This window comes from Aeribacillus sp. FSL M8-0254 (assembly GCF_038008845.1).
Taxonomy (GTDB): domain Bacteria; phylum Bacillota; class Bacilli; order Bacillales; family Aeribacillaceae; genus Aeribacillus; species Aeribacillus composti.
On record NZ_JBBOZY010000001.1, the window covers coordinates 2,093,215 to 2,114,512 of the forward strand.

A 21,298-nucleotide genomic window follows, 5' to 3' on the forward strand; every position below is an offset into this window, starting at 1 on the left:
GTACAAAATTTTTTTACTCATCATTCTCTCTCCGTAGCTTATATTGTTCACAAATATACATTCTACTCGATTCAATTGTATTCGACAAGCGGAAAAATATTGTCATTTTTTGCGCTTCCCTCGGAAATAAAATAAAAATTTTCCTTCTTCTTTTTTTGCACATGATATAATGTTTTTGGGGGATTTTTTATGAAAATTGGAGGGAATGCGATGTAAAAATGTCCGTTTCATGCTCTTTTTAATGAACGTGGAGCCATTCAACTTTTTCGCAAAAAGCACCAACAAGAAAAAGAAAATACAATTTCTCGCTCTTCTACCACTGCACATGTTGCTACATATTATCGCCAACTCGCCTCAAGCGATCGGAAGCAACAAATTGCTTTTGTCCAATTAACAGAAGAAGATGTACAGCAGCTCGCCTCCATTCGCCCGCTGTTTGCTAAACATGTAGAGCGAATCGTGGATACGTTTTATGAACAAGTTGGACAAATGCCGCATTTAAGAAAAATTATCGACCATCATTCCACAATCGATCGCTTAAAACAAACGTTACGCGCGTATTTAATGGATATGGTTTCTGGAGAAATTGGCGACCAGTATGTCATTCGCCGAAAAGTGATCGGCAATGTGCATAACCGAATCGGCCTATTCCCAGAATGGTATTTAGGCGCTTACGCAATCATTCAAAACGAAGTGCTTCACATACTCATGGAGGAGTTACCTCCGACAGAGGCAACAGCTGTATACCGTTCATTCAACAAGCTTTGCTCTTTTGATATGCAAATTACGATTGAAACGTATATTGAATCGTATACATCGATGAGATTAAACGAAATTGCAGAGTTGCAACACCGCTTAACGGAATCGTCTACAACGCTCGCTTCAAGTGCAGAAGAAACGAACGCTTCAATCTTTGAAGCACAAAAAATGTGCAAAGTATGTTGAACGAAGTCACGTCTATCCAACGTCAATCCGTTCAAATGACAGAGCGAGTCGAAAAAGGAAAAGAAGATGTGAAGCAAACATTAACAAAACTTGATGGCGTTGCGAAGTTGATTGAAGGAACGAAATCGCTTACGAACGAACTAACAGATAGCTCTCGAAAAATTGGAGAAATTGTCAACGTGATCCGCAGCATTTCAAATCAAACAAATATTTTATCGTTAAATGCAAACATTGAAGCAGCAAGAGCCGGTGAACACGGTAGAGGATTTGCAGTCGTTGCCAACGAAGTGCGGAAATTAGCATCACAAACTGAGCAATCGCTTGACTACATTCAAAATCATATTGATGTTGTTCAACAAACGATTCGAAAATTCGAACATGCATTTCAACAAATTGTAGAAGAAACACGAGCATTCCGACAAGCGAATGAAAGCATTATTCACATTTTTGATCAGTCCGTTACCGATGTGAAAATAACGAACAAAAAAATCGATCAATTCACTTCACTTATTGAGCAGTTCCATCAAATGTTTGATGAAATTTCATCCGCTGCATCACAAATCGCAGAAATGGCGGAACAACTGAACGATTTAAACCAAGAACTGACTGACAAGTTCAATTCGTAAATGTTAAAATGAGTATAGAAATGACAGGTGTTTCTGCACCGATTAAACACATATTATCTAGTCGTGTAAGACTGAACAGGATTTTTCTTAGACTTAAAACGCGGTCTATTGTTTTGCTTCTTAAAGAAACGAGAATAAGCGTCAGCAAGATTTTTTAATGACGATTGAATCGCAATACTATCTATTTCTTTTAGCCAAGTTAATTCTTTTTTTAATTGCGTTAACTGAGCAGAACAAGAATTATAAGTTAGACCTTTTCCTGTTTTTTGTAAGCATTGTCCCATTTTGCTAAAAAATGATTAAATACAAATCGGGAGCAACCAAATGTTTTATTAATTAACTCAACTTTCGCAGTGAAAAATTTATGAATAATCCTTGATTTGATAGGTTTCTTTGGGTATCTCATATTCACTTGACACTGAAAAAATTCGTCTAAAAAACAAAAAGACACCTCTTTCTTTTGGTAAACTATTGGTGACCAAACCAAAAACCAAAGAAAGAAAGGTGTCACCATTATGATAACGAAAAAAGAGTATTTTGCGCAATTACCAAAAGAAATAAAAGACGGATTTTCTGAATGACAAATTGGTAATCATTTAAGAAAAGCAGGAATTATCAAGGCTTGTGGTTATTCTTGTTTATCGATTTTTCAACTATTATTTCTTCTTGTTTTTCAATACAGAAACTGGTACCACGCCTTACAAAGCAAAAAGGCTGCCGATTTACCAGGAAAAGATACCATTTATCGTTTTTTGAACTCGTCTACGTATAACTGGAGAACCTTTTTACTATCTCTGAGCTCCGAAGTGATTCGTCGTGTGAAACAAACGATTTCGAAGCGCCGTGTTACCGTGTTGATTGTAGACGATTCGATTTATTCTCGTAACCGTAGTAAATCGGTTGAGCTTCTAGCTAAAGTATTCGATCATTCCACTCGTCAGTTTGTCAATGGTTTTCAACTATTAACGCTCGGATGGTCCGATGGCTTTACATTTGTACCTATCGATTTCGCTCTTTTGAGTTCAGCGAACCAAAAGAATCGCTTGAACGAAATCCATTCGTCCATTGATAAACGAACCACAGGCTACAAACGACGGCTCGAGGCATTGGAAGCAAAACCAAACATGGTGTTGACATTAGTAGAACATGCATTGGATAAAGGAATTTTCGCTGATTATGTGCTCATGGATACATGGTTTACTCATGCCCCGTTGGTGGAGAAGATTCACTCCAAAGGCCTTTTTGTCATTGGTATGGTCAAACAGCTGAAACAACGGTATCTTTTCAACGGAGAACGTTTCACCTTGGAACAACTGTATCGAAAAGCGAAACGAGACATTGGCAAAAAAGAAACAATCGGCTCGATTCACGCAACCCTTCATACGGGTTTACCAGTGAAAATCGTGTTTGTGCGGAATCGAAACAACCAAAGTGAATGGCTGGCCATTTTGAGTACAGATACCACGCTGTCTAATGAAGAAATCGTTCGAATCTATGGGATGCGTTGGGACATCGAAATCTTTTTTAAATTCAGTAAATCGTTTTTACATTTAGCCAAAGAGTTTCAAGGTCGTTCCTATGACATGATGATTAGCCATACTACCATTGTCTTCACTCGGTATATCTTGTTTGCTTGGCAACTTCGGAAAGAAGAGGATCCGAAGACCATGGGCAACTTATTCTTGTTTCTATGTGACGAAGTAAAGGAGATGGACTTTAAAACGGCTTTACTACAATTGATTTCTCTTTTCCAAACTTTGGCTGAAGCTAAGGTTTATTTGAGTATGGACATTTTTCAGTGTCAACTGTCCAATTGGATTACTTCTTTACCTCGTTATATCAAGGACTGTCTCCATATTTCTGTGTGCGAAAGTTGAGTTTAATATATAAGTTGCAATAAAGAATTGCCGATTTTTCGTTTCGGTTTTCATCTAAATACAAGCTGATATGATATAACGTGGCGAGTGATCAGCTGGATGTAAAACAAAATTTCAACTTATATAGCTACCGTTGTTGATGATTTTTTTGAATAATCCGTCTCAGTTCCTCGATAGAAACATTGGCTTTATGTAACATGGCGTGGCAATTAGGACATACGGGCCTTAAATCATCGAAAGGATTTACTCGATATTCTTCATTTATTTCACTTAATGGTTTTATGTGATGGACTTCGATGAATTTTTTACCGATTTCGCCATAAAATTGTTCAAAATCAAATTCACAAACAGAGCATTGGTACCCATATTTTAATAAACATAACTGTCTTGCTTTAGGATTCCGCTCATATCGATTTACAGCCACCAGCTTTTTGCTGCCTTCGTATAATTCGATATTTTCTAATTCTTGCGGTAAAAGAGTTTCTTGACTTTTATCGTTCAAGTCTACCTTTTCATAGATGCTTATAGCCTCTTTTAATTCAGGTCTCAATTGCCAAATAAACGTGTTTCGATCTTCTTCTCCTAAAAAGGGAATATGCCAATATCTAATGGTGCCATCTTTTGCTCTTGGAAATTGCACATCTTGAAGCTTGCTTACAATTCTTTTTCCGAGTCTTCCGATTTGAAGGTTTAGGACAGAATGACTCTTTTTATTTAGAAGATTTGCAAGTTGTTTTCCCGTCGCTTTGCAATTCGTTTGATAATAAAGCATCATCATGAGCTCGACATCTTCTTCTTGAAAAATCTCTTTATTTCTTAATAATTCAAGCCATTGGCGAACTGAAATATTAAGAGATTCTTTGTAAATCTTCATCCAATCATCTCTCCTAGTAACTTTTAGCGGGTTCGTATGCTTTTAGTCCTTCATCGCCGGTAAGAATTTCGACTTCTCGTCCGTTCACGTTTGCGTAATATTTGGTAGCTGTTTTAATCATTGCTCAGCTTAAAAAATAATATCGTAAGATTCATTGCCTTTTAACAGCTGTAAAAAATCTTCCGTCTCCATCACGGTATCGACCGGAACAACGGTACTATCATTATTTCTAACAATGCAGATGACTCTTTTTCGATGCGTACTTTTTCGCAGATAAATAAGTTCTGTTTCTCCAATCATTCCCATCCGAAAAGCTCTCGCCAAAAGGACATCTGTACTTAAAAAGCTGATTGGATTGATAGTGGGCACGTTTAACAAGTTATGTTTAGATGAATAATCCATAATTTTTTTCTTTATTTCCACAACCGCAAAATCACTTGTGCTAATGGAAATTTGTTTAATTTTATTTCCATAATGGTGAACAAGCAAGAAAGCCAATGCAAGAATAGAAGTTTCTCCCGCATTTTTCTTTATCATTCCTTCTTCCTTGCTGTCAAAGCCGTTTTCATAATAATTCCCAATCCATTCATCATCAATATCTACTCTGCCTGATTCCGCTTCTTGAATCTGTTTTTTTAAATATCGATGCGGCTTCGACCCGGGAGAAGTAGCATTGGCAAACACTTTCATGAGTTTCAAGTCATGATAATCTACCAAAGGGAGGTAATCCGTTTCTTCATCCAAATAAAGCAACTGTTGAGGGATAGAAGAAATATATTGACGCCGATGTTCACTTTGTGCAATTTCAGCATACACCCAGCCTGGAACTAAAATAAGGTCGTAATATCCATAGATTTTGTCAACTGGAAAATATTTTTCGTGTTGGGTGCAAAATTGTACATTATTATTGTCAAGTATACAAATCCGCAAATCATGTTCTTTTGTAATAAAATTGTTTAACTCTTTAAAACTATCGCTAACCATCTCATACATGATTCAATCCCTCTAATGTCCGGCGAAATTGGTTGAGAAACTCTTCATGTTCCTTATACATTTCGACTTCTTCATGTTCTGTGCGCTTTTCTTTGATTTTTGTTTCTAATGCTCCTAAGTCGATAATATTGCTCGACTGAACCAATGATACATCTAGGGCCAACTTGCGGAACATCTTCTCGAATTCTTGCTGGCTGATTCTAATATCAAAGTTCTTTTTTATTTGCTGGCGCAGTTCTTCGTTTTTATATTCTCCTGCTGATTCATATAGTTGGATGAGGATGGCTTTGTAGGGTGCTTTGAAGGTATCGATGCAGTGCATAATTCGCTCAACAAATGGCAAGTGATGGCCCACCTGATAAAAATACTCATACACATCATGACCTAAAAGCATTTGGCTGGCAAAATAATCTGCTTTTCTCTCAGAAAGGTCAAATTCTGTTGAAATTATGTGGTACGAACTTTCTTCAATCCCTTTGATTAAGTGGTAGATTTCATGCCAACAGATAAAATACTGATACACCCTCGGTTGTGCCGTGTTAATGACAAACACTTTCTTACCATTAGGCAATTCCCGGATGGCGCCACCCCAATTTTCGTCAGGTATAGGAACTTGAATAAGATAGTGTTCTTTTAGTATTTGCAGGGCCTGTTTTTCAGGTGAAAGGATGCGGATTTTTTTATATCTTGTCTCCACAACCGTAATAAGTCGTTCAATTTCCTCTTTGATTTCTTTGTTCAGCTTGACCGTCTGATCCAGATTTTCACTAGTAATTCGCATCATTTTCCCATGCCTTTCATTTATAGATAGATGGCGGCAATATCTAATAAGTCATCAAGATCGTTTAAAATCTTTTGAATATGTTCCGGCCTGTTTTCTTCCTGTAAACGATCAGAATATTGCATAGCCGGTCTCTGCCATGATTCAGGAATGATCACAGGAGGATGCAGAAAGTAATCCTCAGGCAAATTGAAAGCTGCCGTAATTTTTTTTAGATGGGTTTCAAATGTAACTGGGCTTGAAATTTCTCCGGCAAGAATTAAATTTAATGTTGGACGAGAAATGTTTGTTAACTTAGAAAAAGATGATTTTGAAAATCCTTTTAACCTAATAAAAGTGGCAATATTCTCGCCAATTTTCTTACGATGTTGAAAGAAGTTCATTTTTCCTCCCTCCTTATGCCGCAGTATCAACTTCTTTTAAAATATACTTGCTGTTAATAATTATATCCTAAATATCTTTTTTGTAAAAATAAATTTTACAATTTGTAAAAAAATCGATGCTACTTTAAAATAAAGGTTTATGTTCACCTTAACTAATTTTGGTAAAAACCACTTCAAAACATGTCATAAAAACAAAAACAGAAGCCAATACAGCTTCTGTCATTAAACTTCGAGGAGACAGGCATCTGACCAGCGTACTACTTCAGTTCATCATATTTTTCTTTGAACCAAACGCTTTTTCAATCGGATACTTTTTTTCATTTTTCTCTATTTTATTGATGATTGCTTCTTCTAAATCAATGCCCAATTCATGTGACAATAAAAGTGCGTAAATAACAACATCAGCTAGTTCATCCTTAATATTTTCAAAATTAGCTTGAACTGCTTCTTCGCTTGTTTTCCATTGGAAATTTTCCAGCAATTCCCCCGCCTCTAACGTTAGGGGAAATCGCTAAATCTTTTGGAGTATGAAACTGTATCCAATTACGAGCATCTCGAAATGCGATAATTTTTTGCTGCAAGTCTTTCAAAAAGCTCACCACCAAACTAGATCGCTTACAAATTTTACATAAATTATAGCAAAAAACATCCATGAGTAAATTTTACTCCCCACCCAGGCATGAAAATCCATCTCTCCTTCCATAATGGAGGATGAACGCAAACAGTTTGGAAAGACGTGCTTTTTAATGGTGGTTCGACCCTGTGCAAAAAACTGTTGGAGTCCATTTGGTGTTCCACCCATTGTGAGCCCTTTTCATGTGAAAAGGTGACTACGAACAGAAAAATGCCTAACGTACAAGTGGACTCACTGTTTGCGAATTCATCAATGGAAGGAGTAAGAATCATGGATGTTCTTTATCATCGTTGTGCGGGATTAGATGTCCATGCCGAAACCATTGTCGTTTGTGCCCTTCTTGGAGAAGAAGATCACATTCAAAAGGAAATCGAAACATTCCCTACTTTCACGAAAGATTTGTTTCGTCTTCTGAAATGGTTAGAAGATCGTGGGGTCACTCATATTGCGATGGAAAGTACCGGTGTTTACTGGAAACCCGTGTTCAACATTTTGGAAGACTATTTTGACATTACTCTCGCTAATGCCCAGCGCATCAAAAATGTTCCCGGTCGAAAGACAGATGTCTCCGATGCCGAATGGATCGCCAAATTATTGCGTTATGGGCTGATCGAGAAGAGTTTCGTTCCGCCTGCGGACATTCGGGAATTGCGAGATTTGACCCGTTTACGGAAAAAGTGGATTGGGCAGTTAACCGCGGAGAAAAACCGCATTCAAAAAGTGTTGGAATGTTCCAATATCAAGTTAAGTTCCGTGATTTCGGATGTATTTGGTGTATCTGGGCGAAAACTACTTGAACGCCTAATGAAACAAGGATATATCGAGGAACCAGAGATTGATGCCTGTATTCATGGGAGAATGAAAGGAAAAAGACAACAAATTCAAGATTCTCTCTTTGGTACATTGACCAACCATCAACTGTTCATGATTCGCCAATCGTGGAAGCATATCGAATCGTTGGAAAGTTTACTTCGAGACATCGAAGAACGAATCGACCAACTCTTACAAGTATACAAACAAGAGATGGAGCTTCTTGTGACCATACCGGGGGTCAAGAAGGAAACCGCTGCCGTGATTATCGCTGAAATCGGAGTCGATATGGGACAATTTCCAACGTCTCAACACCTCGCTTCATGGGCGGGAGTCGCGCCGGGAAATCATGAAAGTGCTGGAAAACGAAAAAGTACCCGAACGACGAAGGGGAATCCGCATATCAAGTCGGCGTTATGTGAGGCGGCTTGGGCTTTGTCTCGATGTAGGAATCAACGTTTGGCAGCGAAATATTGGTCATTGGCGGCACGCAGGGGAAAGAAAAAAGCACTCGTTGCGATCGCGCACCGAATGCTTACCATCATTTACTGCATCATTTCTCGAAAAGAACCGTTTCGAGAGCAGTAAATAAATTAGTATAACCAAAAAGGTTCAGAAATATACGAGATACCTAAAAATAAGGTAGCTCTGCTTTCCTATTGCCTTTTTTTGGTCGTTAATAGGGTATCCAATTTGATTGTGGGGTATACCGCTTCAGCCATGGTTAATTGATTTTCACAGAAAAATAGATGATGTATAAAATTTTGTGTAAAGCATTTTGCTAGACCAAAAGAATAAGGTAGGGTATTCTCCGATTTGGACCACAACACATTCCAGAGAAAGGAGAACCCTACCTATGTCTAAAAGTATACCGAATGTAGATTTGGCTAATTCCGTCTTATATTTGGATGGCTTATACATAAAACTTCGTCGTGATACCGTTGAGAAAGAAGTCATTTATGTGGTGTTAGGTGTGAATGAAGAAGGATATCGCGAAATTCTTGATTTCTTTGTGGGAGGACAAGAAAGCGCCTATGTATGGCAGGAAATTCTTCAAAACCTCTACAAAAGAGGCGGAAAGGAAGTGCTTTTGGGCGTATTCGATGGACTACCGGGTTTAGAGGAAGCCTTTAAGACGGTTTATCCGAAAGCCGATGTGCAGCGTTGTGTCGTTCATAAAGTTCGTAACACGCTCAATCGTGTTCGGAAAAAAGATCAATTTGAAGTGGCAGAGGATCTCAAACTGATTTATCGCGCACCGAATAAGGAGATTGCGTTACAGATGTTTCAACAGTTTGAGTTGAAATGGTCTAGTAAGTATCCGAGGGAAGTCCAATCTTGGGTTGATATTAGGTCAATAAAGTAGACACAAAAAATTTATAGATTTTTTTCGCAGCTACCGCGCTATCGATTGGTGGCCTTTTAAAAGTAATTACGACGTTGTCCTAATTATTTTTAAAAGGTAAATTTTCGGGTCTAACTATTCTATTAATATGTTCATTAAGCTCCCTTTTTATAGTACATACGTTCGTATTCAGATGGTGAAAAATACTCTGTTGCGGAGTGAATACGTTTATTATTGTAAAATATTTCTATATACTCAAATATGCTCTTTTTTGCTTCCTCCCTTGTTTTATAACGAGTCTGATAGATTAGTTCTTTTTTTATTATCCCATGAAATGATTCAATACAAGCGTTGTCATAACAATTTCCTTTGCGGCTCATGCTACATTTCATTCCGTATTCCATTAGCTTAGCTTGATAGTCATTTGAAGCATATTGACTCCCTCGATCAGAATGATGGAGGATAGAACCCTGTGGTTGTTGACGCTGATAGGCTTGCTTTAAAGCACTTAACACTAGCTCCTTTTTCATGGAACAGTCTATATGCCAGCCGACTATTTTCCTTGAATACAAATCCATCATACTAGCTAGATAAAGCCAACCTTCATCCGTTGGAATGTAGGTGATATCAGCTACCCATACTTCATTTGGTTTCGTAACAGTAAAATGTTGGTTTAAGACATTTTCGTGGACCGGATGGTTATGTTTTGAGTTAGTGGTAGCCTTATGCTTTTTCACGGTACGAGACTTCATTCCCTCTTTGTTCATTATGCGGGAAACCGTCTTCTGTGAAACCTTAATGCCTTCATGATTAAGCTTTTTGGCAACCTTTGGACTCCCATACAGTTGGCGAGATTCGATATACACACGACGCACTTCCTGCGTCAATTCTTCTCGACGCTCTTGTCTAGCACTTTTGGGACGATCACGCCATTTATAATAACCGCTTCGAGAAACTTTCAATACTTCGCACATCTTCTCCAATCGGTAATCGAAGCGATGCTCATGGATAAATGAATATTTTACCGATGGTCTTTCGCGAAGAAGTGCATCGCCTTTTTTAAGATGGAGTTTTCCTCCTCCAGATCCCGAATACGTTTCTTCAGTTCACGAACTTCGTGGTCTTCGGATCGAAACGTTTGGGTTTCTGTTATTTCAGGTTCTTGCTTATATTTTTTCATCCAGCCGTGAAGAGTATTTTCGTTAATTTTGAGCTCACGAGCCACTTGTGCAACGGATTTCGCTTCCTCCAAAATATAACGAACAGTTTGACGCTTAAAGTCTTCCTCGTACCGCCTTTGTTTTTTTGTCATGTAGACACCTCATTTTTCAGTCTATTATTACTATAATAATCTGTGTCTACTTTTTAGTCTAACTGTAAACTAGCACATTATTTCAGAATCCCTTTTTCAAATTATTTCAGGCGGATTCGGAAATAATGTGCAAAATTTTTGCGGATTGTTCCGGATTTTGCACATTCTTTCGGAACGTTTGCACGCTCTTTCAGATGAAGATTTCCAGCGCGCCTGATGGACCGATGGAAAAGAGAAAGCACAAAAGAGGCCGATTCGGCCCCTTTCGTGCTAATACCCCATTTCCTCTGCGGCCATGCGCACCACTTCTTCGTCAATGGCGTCCTTTTTCAGCTGATACCCGTATAACAGGCACGTCGTGGCCAACGTGTTGATCACCCGAGGCCATCCCCGCGACTGCAGGGCAATCGCCTCTAACGCCGATGGGGTGAAGATCGGGTGCTTCGCCCCGGCCTGTTTCATCCGATGCTTGATGTAGCCCGCCACCTCTTCCTTCTCCAGCGGCCCCATCCGGTATCGCATGATGATCCGCTGGTCGAGAGGGCGGTGCTGATTGAGCCGCAGCTTCCCCTGTAAATGGGGCAGCCCGGCCAAAATCAAGACAAATGGGTTGGTCGAATCCATCTCAAAGTTGAACAAGATCGCGATGTCCTGTAAAAATGCATCCTTCGCTAAATGCATCTCGTCCAAAATGAACACCGGCGTGATCCGCCGTTCATGATACAATCGCTCGATCGCCTGCTGGATTTGGCGGAAGAGGTCTACCTTGCGGTACTTCGGTTCCTCTCCTAATCCCAAGGCCAAACCACGGTAAAAATCCATCACGCCTCCGGTGGATAACGGAAAGTAGACGACATAATACAATGATGGATTCAATGATTCTTTCAGCGCCCGAAGGGCGAACGTCTTGCCCGCCCCCGGCTCTCCGATCAACAGCCCGATCCCCCGGGTTCGTTTCACGTACTCCATCGCCCGCAACGCTTCCTGAAACGGCGCCCCTTGATACGCCTCGGACGGGTCTGTTTCTTTCGCAAACGGCTCCCGCGAAAGGGAGTAAAACGATTTATACACCGTGTTCTCCCTCCTTCGCCGGAATCGCCGCAAACGGGGACCGATGGCGTTTTACATAGGCGTTGTCCTCCAAACGAACCCGAACGGCCTCCGCCACCTTCCTTCCATCTTCGTACACATAGACGCCCCGTTCGTCATAGCGGAGTTCAATCGATTGCCCAATGAACCGGGGCGGCACTTCATACAGCTGCTTGTTCAAGGTGATCGTTCCATCGGCTTTGACCTTGCGGTGCTCCCGCTTCAGAAAAATCGCATCCAGCCAATCGCTATCTTCGATGAACGACACGAGATGCACTTGCGATTGAAACACCTCATGCGGCGTTTTTCCGTCCAGCGAGGCGTGCGGTTTTCGATGATACTCCTCTTCAAGCCACCTCCAAAAGCGCTCGTTCAGCTCTTCGAGCGACTTCGGGGGATCCAACTCCAGCAGCGGATAAAACCGCGTCTGTACGGTGCGGAAGAACCGTTCGATTTTCCCTTTGCTTTGCGGGTCATACGGCTGGGTGTGGATGAGCGTAATTCCCATCTCGGCGCACGCATACTGCAGCACCTCGGATCGATAAATTTTCCCGTTGTCCGAGTAAATGCGCTTCGGCTTCCCGCAACGAAGCACCGCTTCCTTCGTGACGATCCGCAGCCCGTCAAACTTCTCCGAAGGGAAAAACTGCGCGTACGGCACAAACCGCGAGCAGTCATCGATATAGGCGATCAAAAACGTTTTCTGGGCTTTCCCATTGACTCGAATCGTTGGTCCATGGGATAAGTCCCCTTGCCAAAGCTCATTGATCTGGTCATACGCAAAGCGCTTTCGCTCCGGCATGGGCAAGATTTCTTTCCCGACAAGGTTGTGTTTTTTCAACAATCGGTATATAGTAAAATAAGAGATATGGTTTTCTGGGATTTCCCCCTGCTCGATCAGGTGTTCGTAGAACACCGTCACGGGCATGGTGGGATGTTCTTTTCTTAGGGCTAAAATATGATCCTCATCATCGGGCGACAGACGCCTTGAGTGGCCGCGGTCCGAACGGCGCTTCGGCTTTAAGGCGTCAAAGCCCCCTTTTTTGTATCGGGTGCACCAATCGAGGATCGTCTTGGCTGCGATTCGTTTGTCGCCCTGGTGGGGAACATGGTGCACTCGCTCGCTCACCTCTTTCAGATACGTCTTCGGTTCCACCTGCCCATTCACCAACGGAGCGATTAGCCCGTACCGAAACAGGGCAATGTCGTGTCTCATCGACTCATCCATTCGAATCTCCTCCTGGTCTCACTTGGAATCAGGACCGTTCCGGTCCTCCTGCCCTTATCGTACCGAATTGCTTTTTCTCCGTCGATAGGAAAGGTTTGTGGGAACCTCAATCATTTCCAATTTAGGATATGTATGTAAAATCAGGATCCCATTTAATTCGCAAAAGGGTGTCGGAATCCGTCCTCCCACATCTCTCTGATGACCGAATAGAGACCGTGTTCCTCCAACGTCCGGATCCACCAAGAAGCCCGTTCCTTTTCTTTTTTCACGATAGGGCCTATGATCCTCCACCGCCTCGCAAAAAAGCTATGAAGGTTTGATAGGTTTCGGTAGAACCGTCGGACATAAAAGATGATGCCGTCCTTTGTCGGGAGGAACGGAGCCTGGTTCGTCCCCTCGGTCAATCCCAACTGCTCTTTCACAACTTGCCATACGGCGGACAACGTATACTGAAAATACGGGAGGAGAAAGGAAGGCAGCACACTCACCGTCTTCAAGCATTCCCGACAGCGATACCGGACAATCCAAATGCGATAATCACCATGTGGGGTCAATGCGTTTCGCTCATAGTAACCGTGGCGGTGCAACGGGCGCTTGGCCCGGCAATGCGGACACTTTTTCAGAAGAGGGAAGTCGTTTTCTTTTCCACGCTCTGCATACGTTTGGACGTCAATGCCAAAGTCATGAAATTGAATCACGTCCTCCTCCCCCTCCTATGAACCGATGGATTTTCTCTTCCGAAATAATTCACAAAAAATTTAGCACATTCTTTCAGAAAAGGGGAGAGGGCTTTCTGAAGGAATGTGCAAAAAAATGGCTCTTTTGTTCCGAAATAAAGTGATAATTTACATCTAACATCAGAAGCCCCACATCCTTGACACGTATGCACACGGTGGACGATGCGATGATGCGGATGTTCCGCTTGATGGAGCGTCGTTCCTTGATGACCTTCTTGTCCGCCTAGCTTGTTGCGAGATGGCTTGCGAGAAGAATGGGTGTGAAAACGGTCAGAAGATGGGGGCAAATGGCTATTGGAGCTGTTTTTTTTCGTGCGTGCTTCCAACTCTTGAACACGGTACTTCAGTTGTTCATTTTCTTTGCGTAGTTGTTTGTTTTCGTGACGCAAATGTTCATTTTCTTGAACGAGTTGATGAATGAGCTGTTTTTGTTGTTGAACTTTGCCGATTAAGCTCTCAACTGTAAATACAGCTTGTTGTACCGTCAACATGCGATCCACCTCCTTGTCTATCAGTATTCACATCATAGACAAGGAAAGAAGAAAATATTCAGCTCACTTTATGATGTGGCTGAATAGTTACCCGGCTCCTTTGATCACGTTAAAATCTCTCAATTGAATATAGAAATCCCCAAGAAATTCGCAAACTATCTGTAATCGCCATACAAATATTAATATTTACGTTCAAATGCATACTCTTTGATGGTTACAACAATTTGCTCGAAGGAATATCGATGATTCACTACATCAACAACAAATTCAATGGCATCATCTTGCGGCATCGTAAAATAGTATCCATTGTATTTTAAAAATTGAACAAGTGCTACAAAGGCAGTTCTTTTGTTTGCATTATGAAAACAATGGTTCTTAGCCAAAGACTCAAATAATGCTGCCGCTTTTTCAAAAATAGTAGGATAAGCATCTTTACCAAACACACTTTGTTGTGAACGGTAGACAGCCGATTCTAACAATGCATGTTCTTTTATCCCTTTCAGCTCATTTGGAGAATATTTTCCAATAATGAAAAAATTAATCGCAACGACTTCTTCTACGGTTAGATATCTCATCGATCAATAAGCCCCTTGATGGTCTCATCATATTCTTCAAGAGTTTCGTTTAATACTTCAAAAAAATCTTGGGAGATTCCTTTTGGCAAATCAACTTTTTTACTTTTCTTTATAACAATTTTATCCTCTTCAAGCTCCATTTGTATTTCATCTCCTTGATGAATACCAAGCTTATTTAGAAACTCCATTGGAAAGGTAACCCCAAGTGAATTGCCAACTTTTAATACTTTTCGTTCTGCGCTTAACATTTATCTCACCTCTTTGTTATAACTGTTATAACAATTATAACACGAATTAGATTTATAAAAAAGGTTATAGAAGAAAATCTTAGCGAACAGTGCCAAGCACTGTTCGCTAATCGAGTAGGAGGGAGCGATTAACTCCCGTCCTCTCACACCACCGTACGTACGGTTCCGTATACGGCGGTTCAATTAAGATGATTGACGCAAGTCTTTATAACTTCCGTGAATAGCTGTTCTCTTTATGCCAGTGGTCACTCCACCCTCCAAGAGGTCTCCCACGGGATTCACCGCTTCCTTCCTCAAGTGAGGTACTACGTTTTCTGTGTTCATCATGACTCACTGAATGCCAAGGGCTATTCTCTCTTAATTGTTCGGTCCTTCTTAGTAGTTCTAAACCAACTAATACTATGACCTCTGCTGACTTCTGACGGTTCAGCTACTTATCACTAAGTAGGTTATGAAGCGCATTTCACCTATCCGCCAGACCTCCCCGGGTAAGTACATGCACTTTCACACCATCTATCCGCCTCATTTACTCGATATGACCTTCGACAGAAAGAGCTTTGTTTTGTTTGGCAAACTCACTCAATCATACCTAGCCTTATATGAGGTTCGTGTTCCTCGGACCGGTGTTTTGCCTCCAGCTTCCTTCAGATTCCGCGTCGTCGCCACGGACACCCTTGCGTTAAGCTAACTGCTACTTCTGCCTTCGCAGCTCGGGACTTTCACCCTATAGATTACACCCATGCCGGGCGCACACAAAAAACAGAAGCCAATACGGCTTCTGTCGTAATGAAAGAATTAACGGCTAACAGCCCTCATCATAAACGCATCAACTTCATTCTCCGGCCCAACAAATTCAATATCCGTGCCGATTGCTTCAAAGTGCTTGCGGGCAAACTCGATTTTTGCCGATTCGCCCGGGCGCAAATCTCCTTCCCATTCTTGTCCTTTTGTCTCTAGAACGAAGTACAGCTTTTCTTCCCCGTCTTTCTCAATGACAAGCGCCCAGTCAGGGTTATAGGAGCCGATTGGGGTGTCGATTTTGAACCAGTTTGGCAGCTTAACGTATACTTTGACGTTTTCATCGTTTTCAAAGCGCTGGGCGAAGCTTGCTTCAATATCAGAATCATAAACGACATGATCAAACGGTGACTTTATGCTTCGAATGGCATTGTCGTTTAAGTAGGCAAGTAGCTCTTCGTTTTGAAACAACTCGACTGCATAAAAATCGTCATCACCAATTTTGTAATATTTCACGCCATCTTTTAATAGCAGTTTCATTTCGCGTTGGATAATTTTTGTTACTTCTTCGATAAATTTTTGTGGGTTGTTTTTAAAATCTTCCAACCGCTTGCAGCCAGTCAAAATTTCCACAATCGTTCTCCGTGTTAAGTTTGTTCGGTTTTGCAGCTCTGTAATAATATCCGGCAACGTATGATGAGCTGTCACATAATCTTCTATACGTTCGCTAACCGTCTGCGTATGAATCCCTTCAGCTCTGTCCATCGTGACTTGATCTTTCCGGCTCAAAATGCGAATTTTATCAATACGCGACATTTTTTGAATGCTTTTAATGCTTTTCTTGATTAATTGTTCGCTATCAAATTCAACGGAATAGACCGTTTTGTATTTAATTTTATCCCATAATTCAATAAACTCTTTACTATCTAAAATCGCTTTATTCAACTGCACTTTTTTCTTTTTGCTTGCGTCTTTAATCGGTAAGCGTTGTAGATAGTGTTTAATTTCTTTGATAATAGTCGGCTTCCAAGGTTGAAACTCGTCACCAAGCGTCAGTTCATAGTTTTCTAGTGCTTCTTTTAAATGTGTAGTTGCCTTTCCATTTTGATCGATATAGTTATTTTGCTTTAGTTCTTCATATAATTTTGTCGATAAATCATAACCCATCTGTACTGGTTCTTCAGTATCCTTATCGATATAGACTAATTTTGCAAACACATGCTTTTCAAATTTACCAAATGTAACGCCTGTTTCCTCTTCCATTTCCTTTTGCAAAGAAGCGACAAACTCTTCATAAGATTCATTTGCCATAACCGTTAAGGTGTTGACGTTATAGTCTTGGACACGTTCGCCATTTTGGTTCACCGCTAAACGTAAGCCTCGTCCAATCTCTTGTCGTCTTGATACATACGTCCCCGCAGAATCTTTTAACGTACAAATTTGAAACACATTCGGGTTATCCCATCCTTCGCGAAGTGCCGAGTGTGAGAAAATAAAGCGAAGCGGCTCGTCCAAGCTTAACAATCGCTCTTTATCTTTCATAATTAAATTGTATACATCCGCATCCGCTTCTGTGCTCTTACCTTCTCGTGAATCTTTCAGCTTTCCTTTTTTATCTTGCGCAAAATATCCGTTATGAACTTTCTCTACATCTATATCAACATCGATGTCATTAAATAATGTACGATATTTTGGCTTCTGAATTAATTTCTTGTATTCTTCTTCAAACATGATGGCATATTTTCCTTTAATCGGATTACCATCTTTATCATAATCACGATAGTTGGCCACCTTATCAATAAAGAAAAGACTTAACACTTTAATGCCGCGCGGTCTTAGACGCAGTTCTTTATCTAGGTGCTCCACAATCGTTTTGCGGATTTGATATCGTTTAATCGTATCGTCATCTATGTCGCCAATGGCATCGCCCACCCGTAAATAATGACCGTTTACTTCAATGGACTCATTTCCTTCTGTCCAATCAATTTGTTCCACCATATAGCCGCGGTACAATTCCCGTTCTCCAGAAATATCGTATAAATCGTCCCCATACTTCACTGTTTTCGTTGTTCGTTTCACTTTGCCGCGCGTTTCAACATCAAGTTCAATTTTTGCTTTTCCTTCTTTTACTTCTACTAATTTTATATAAGGGACGTTAAATGATTCTTCAGAACGGACGGACATTACTTCAATTTTCTTTACGAGTTTTTGATTATAGGCATCCACTGCATCAAGACGGTACACCATGTTGTATTTATCGACATGGGTAGCCGAATAACGCAACGTACATAACGGATTTAGCGATGCGATCGCCTCTTTGGACTTCGGTGTCGTATCGACACTTTGCGGCTCATCGATGATGACAATCGGATTCGTTTGTTGAATAAATTCAATCGGCCGGTAACCGTTTAATCGGTCGTTCGTCCGGTGAATGACGTTTGCTTTATCTTCTTTTTCCGGGTCTTCAAAACTTTTACGGAAGGCATCGATATTAATAATCATCACTTGAATCGTTGTTGCCGTCGCAAAGTTACGCACTTTATCAAGCTTTTGCGAATCATAAATGAAGTACTCTAACGGCGTACGGTTGTACAACTCGTCAAAATGCTCTTTCGTAATTTGCAATGACTTATACACACCTTCGCGAATCGCCACAGACGGCACGACAATGACAAACTTTGTAAAACCGTAATGTTTATTTAATTCATAAATCGTCCGTAAATAAACATACGTTTTCCCGGTCCCCGTCTCCATTTCGACAGTAAAATTCATGCCATCGAGCGTTTCGCTGCGCGGCAAACCGTTCTTCATTTGGATGGATTGGACATTTTTTAAAATTTCTTGAGGCGTAAGGTCTAAACGGTTTCCTACGCCTAAAGCTGTTTGAATCATCCCTGCTTCTTCTTGCGTACCATAATATACAGTAAAGTTGGACTGTTTCATTTGTTGGCCTTTAAAAATTTGCACAACGGAATCAATCGCCTGCTTTTGGTAGTCTAAGTCAGAAATAAACTTTAACTTCATGGCTTATACACTCCTAACGTCCGTGATTCCGTTCTTTTTCAATGTTTGAATCGCATTTGTTTTCACTGAATCATTGATGAAACCAGACTCTTTGAAAATAACTTTTGGTGTCATGTGCTCTGACTTATGTTTCATCATTTCATTGACAATGTCTAAGTCAATTTCATTTTCTAAGCATAATAAGACAGAACCAAAACCGACGTTGTAAATGGTTTTACCCTTATAGTCAATCTCTTCGATTGGCGTTGTCAGCGGCAAACCGATTTTCAGTAAAATTTCATACAGCAAGTCTTCTTTTGTACGGTCTTCTTTTATGTTATCCTGCAGGTCGAAAAGGGTTTGCTCCAGATTCTCGAAATCAGGGTCCCACGTTTTGACGTTAGAAGAATCAAGCTTAAACACTTTAAAGCCGATATCTAAATCCGTTTTTCCTGTTTCCTCGACAATCTTATCGCCTGCACGACGGATGCGTTCTTTTCCGATCTCGCAAATATTTTTATATCCTGCTTTATACGCTTCTGATTTTTCGTCTGTTTTCTCCGGTAATTGCACCATGATAAACTTACGATTACCACCGTCTTCTGCATTTAACTGCATAACGGCATGGGCAGTTGTAGCAGAGCCGGAAAAGAAATCCAAGATGATACTATCTTTTTCTTTAAATGTAAATTGTTTTAACATCCTTATTATTAAATCTACTGGTTTTGGACTATCGAAAATACTATTGCCCAAAAGCTGTTTTAGTTTTGACGTTGCAGTTGATGTATACCCAGCATCGTCCCACCAACTAGAATCCGTTTTACGACTTTGTTTGGCTTCGCTCAAAAAATACTTTCTTAACAATGAATTACCTCTTTTTACAATAATCCCTTCTTTATATTTCTGTTCCATTGTTTCTTTCGAATACCTAAAGTATCCTTTTACTCCTAAAAATTCATAGTAAGGGTTTCCTTTTCTCTCTCCACCTGGTCCATCAACTGGTACTAGTTTATACGGTCCTCTAGGATCATTATCTTCGTTTGTAAAACCTTCTAAATCTGGATCTAATCCTATTGTTTTTCTTAAATTAAAAATAACAGAATAATTTTTTGCATAAAGTAGAATATGATTATGATTCGGAGAGATAATTTTATCATTCGATATAGAACCACGGGCTTTATGACATATATTTGTGATAAAATTATCCTCCCCGAATATTTCGTCACATATTTTTCTTAAATTTGCTACCTCGTTATCGTCAATACTAATAAAGATTACTCCGTCTTCTCTTAATAAATTCCTTGCCAACTTTAACCGCGGATACATCATATTCAACCAATCGGTATGAAATCTTCCATTCGTTTCTGTATTAGCCTTTGTTGTTTGCTCTGTCATTTCCTTGTAATTTTTAATATTATCACGGAAGTCATCTTTGTATACAAAGTCTTTCCCCGTATTATACGGCGGATCGATATAGATCATTTTAATCTTTCCGAAATACGATTTTTGCAGCAGCTTCAATACTTCGAGGTTATCTCCTTCAATATAAAGGTTTTCCGTTGTATCCCAGTTTTTGCTGGATGCTTTGTCTGGGCGGAGTGTTCCCGTTGATGGCGTTTGTGCCAGTTTCATCGCTTGCGTTTTGCCGTGCCAGGTGAATTCATATCGTTCGTTGCGTTTTTCAATTTCTTCTCCAAGCACAAGTTTTAATTTTTCAAAGTCGATTTTTCCTTCGGTCACGACTTCCGGGAATAATTGCTTTAACGCTTCAATATTTGTTTTCACTAAATCGAGCGATTTTCCGTCTAGTTTTTCCATGATGGTTCTCCTTTCATTGCAATTGTTGCTTTAACTGTTCAACTTGCTTTGTGAGCTGTTGAATTTTCATATTGTATTCGACTTTTCGATTGAACTGCGTTTCTTTTTTCATTTTATTTTTCCATTTCGTTATTTCCGCTTCGTATGCTTGGATTTGCGCAATGAGCTGCTGTTGTTTGGCATATTGCTTTTCATCTTTAATAAGATAAAACGTCCCCGTAATATCGGCTTGCTGTAATGCTTGTACCGCTAAGTCAAATTCTTTGTAGAACTCAAAAAAGTTATAGAACGAGATGCTCGTAATATGAACAGCACGCAAAAACTTCTCAACCGTTTCATCATGAGCATGTAAATCAATCCAAGGAGTGTAATGAAAATGTTCTAGTACGACTTGAGATGAATCGACTTTATTTAACCGTTTTAGGCATGTGCTGACTTGGATTCGCTCTTGTTTCTCAAAAACAATCACCACGGGATTCGGAAGCGCCCCTTGGATGATTTCACCGATGACCGGCAGATGATTGTCTTTCGCTTCCTCCCTCAGTTGAATCGTGATAAACATAACCCCTTCATAATGGTAGTTTTCATTAATAAATGGCTGGATGTTGATGGTGCTCGGGGTTAATAAATAGGTTAATTCAATACGTTCAACGTATTTTGTAATATAGTCTTTTTCTTTTTTGTTTAAATCGGCGAAGTCGTAGAACATCTTTTTATCTAATTTTTTATGGAGCGGGCGGACTTTATCATCAAGTCCAATCATACGGTAAAACGTTAATCCAGCCATCATT

General features: G+C 40.2%; 14 protein-coding genes and 6 pseudogenes. 4 read left to right on the forward strand and 16 right to left on the reverse strand.

All coding sequences use genetic code 11. The features are described 5' to 3' along the window. Positions 1-255: 255 nt before the first annotated feature. Positions 256-1,571 (forward strand): annotated as a pseudogene (locus tag NSQ44_RS10125) (protoglobin domain-containing protein). Positions 1,572-1,627: 56 nt separating this feature from the next. On the opposite strand, the pseudogene NSQ44_RS10130 reads toward NSQ44_RS10125, so the two are convergent. Beyond that, a pseudogene (locus NSQ44_RS10130) lies at positions 1,628-1,977 on the reverse strand (helix-turn-helix domain-containing protein); the annotation flags it as partial. Between the two features lie 109 nt (positions 1,978-2,086). On the opposite strand from NSQ44_RS10130, the pseudogene NSQ44_RS10135 reads away from it, so the two are divergent. Then, positions 2,087-3,448: pseudogene (locus tag NSQ44_RS10135) on the forward strand (IS4 family transposase). Between the two features lie 127 nt (positions 3,449-3,575). Here the strand turns inward: NSQ44_RS10135 and NSQ44_RS10140 are convergent. The 5 genes and pseudogenes from NSQ44_RS10140 to NSQ44_RS10160 all read right to left on the reverse strand — a co-directional run bounded on the left by NSQ44_RS10140 (position 3,576) and on the right by NSQ44_RS10160 (position 7,069). Further along, positions 3,576-4,322 carry an HNH endonuclease gene (locus tag NSQ44_RS10140; RefSeq protein ID WP_340856978.1) on the reverse strand — a complete coding sequence of 249 codons (747 nt, stop codon included), beginning with the start codon at positions 4,320-4,322 and terminating at the stop codon, positions 3,576-3,578. A 129-nt stretch (positions 4,323-4,451) separates the two neighbouring features. Further along, complete coding sequence (locus tag NSQ44_RS10145; protein ID WP_340856979.1) at positions 4,452-5,315, reverse strand: hypothetical protein; 864 nt, start codon at positions 5,313-5,315, stop codon at positions 4,452-4,454. Further along, positions 5,308-6,099, reverse strand: coding sequence for an ImmA/IrrE family metallo-endopeptidase (locus NSQ44_RS10150; RefSeq protein WP_340856980.1), 792 nt, complete (start codon positions 6,097-6,099; stop codon positions 5,308-5,310). The genes NSQ44_RS10145 and NSQ44_RS10150 overlap by 8 nt, the downstream gene beginning before the upstream one ends. 17 nt (positions 6,100-6,116) lie before the next feature. After that, entirely contained in the window at positions 6,117-6,479 is a 363-nt protein-coding gene (locus NSQ44_RS10155) for a helix-turn-helix domain-containing protein (protein ID WP_066247507.1), read from the reverse strand. A gap of 262 nt (positions 6,480-6,741) precedes the next feature. Further along, a pseudogene (locus NSQ44_RS10160) lies at positions 6,742-7,069 on the reverse strand (nucleotide pyrophosphohydrolase). Positions 7,070-7,383: 314 nt separating this feature from the next. On the opposite strand from NSQ44_RS10160, the gene NSQ44_RS10165 reads away from it, so the two are divergent. Beyond that, a complete protein-coding gene (locus NSQ44_RS10165; protein ID WP_340856981.1) occupies positions 7,384-8,511 on the forward strand; it encodes an IS110 family transposase in 1,128 nt (375 codons plus the stop codon). Positions 8,512-8,815: 304 nt separating this feature from the next. Then, positions 8,816-9,271, forward strand: a pseudogene (locus NSQ44_RS10170) (IS256 family transposase); the annotation flags it as partial. A gap of 152 nt (positions 9,272-9,423) precedes the next feature. Here the strand turns inward: NSQ44_RS10170 and NSQ44_RS10175 are convergent. The 10 genes and pseudogenes from NSQ44_RS10175 to NSQ44_RS10220 form a co-directional block, all read right to left on the reverse strand. Then, positions 9,424-10,580 (reverse strand): IS3 family transposase gene (locus tag NSQ44_RS10175; RefSeq protein ID WP_445659501.1). Its coding sequence is split into 2 segments (ribosomal slippage): positions 9,424-10,319 and positions 10,319-10,580, totalling 1,158 coding nucleotides; the frame shifts between segments, so codons are not numbered across the junction. Between the two features lie 270 nt (positions 10,581-10,850). Further along, entirely contained in the window at positions 10,851-11,651 is an 801-nt protein-coding gene (locus NSQ44_RS10180) for an ExeA family protein (protein WP_340856983.1), read from the reverse strand. Further along, positions 11,644-12,897, reverse strand: a complete 1,254-nt coding sequence (locus NSQ44_RS10185; protein WP_044899711.1) for an IS481 family transposase — start codon at positions 12,895-12,897, stop codon at positions 11,644-11,646. Before NSQ44_RS10185 ends, NSQ44_RS10180 begins: the two co-directional genes overlap by 8 nt. A 152-nt stretch (positions 12,898-13,049) precedes the next feature. Beyond that, complete coding sequence (locus NSQ44_RS10190; protein ID WP_095859418.1) at positions 13,050-13,595, reverse strand: DUF6431 domain-containing protein; 546 nt, start codon at positions 13,593-13,595, stop codon at positions 13,050-13,052. 161 nt (positions 13,596-13,756) lie between these two features. Then, a pseudogene (locus NSQ44_RS10195) lies at positions 13,757-14,125 on the reverse strand (DUF6444 domain-containing protein); the annotation flags it as partial. Positions 14,126-14,304: 179 nt separating this feature from the next. After that, positions 14,305-14,700: a type II toxin-antitoxin system death-on-curing family toxin gene (locus NSQ44_RS10200; protein WP_340856984.1), complete on the reverse strand. Its 396-nt coding sequence runs from the start codon at positions 14,698-14,700 to the stop codon at positions 14,305-14,307. Next, positions 14,697-14,948 carry an AbrB/MazE/SpoVT family DNA-binding domain-containing protein gene (locus NSQ44_RS10205; RefSeq protein ID WP_004888888.1) on the reverse strand — a complete coding sequence of 84 codons (252 nt, stop codon included), beginning with the start codon at positions 14,946-14,948 and terminating at the stop codon, positions 14,697-14,699. The genes NSQ44_RS10200 and NSQ44_RS10205 overlap by 4 nt, the downstream gene beginning before the upstream one ends. Positions 14,949-15,743: 795 nt before the next feature. Beyond that, entirely contained in the window at positions 15,744-18,710 is a 2,967-nt protein-coding gene (locus NSQ44_RS10210) for a type III restriction-modification system endonuclease (protein WP_340856985.1), read from the reverse strand. Positions 18,711-18,713: 3 nt separating this feature from the next. Further along, the gene (locus tag NSQ44_RS10215) at positions 18,714-20,507 is read right to left on the reverse strand and encodes a site-specific DNA-methyltransferase (protein ID WP_340856986.1); all 1,794 of its coding nucleotides are present in this window, start codon (positions 20,505-20,507) and stop codon (positions 18,714-18,716) included. A 13-nt stretch (positions 20,508-20,520) separates the two neighbouring features. Next, positions 20,521-21,294 carry a DUF4391 domain-containing protein gene (locus NSQ44_RS10220; protein WP_340856987.1) on the reverse strand — a complete coding sequence of 258 codons (774 nt, stop codon included), beginning with the start codon at positions 21,292-21,294 and terminating at the stop codon, positions 20,521-20,523. Positions 21,295-21,298 lie beyond the last annotated feature (4 nt).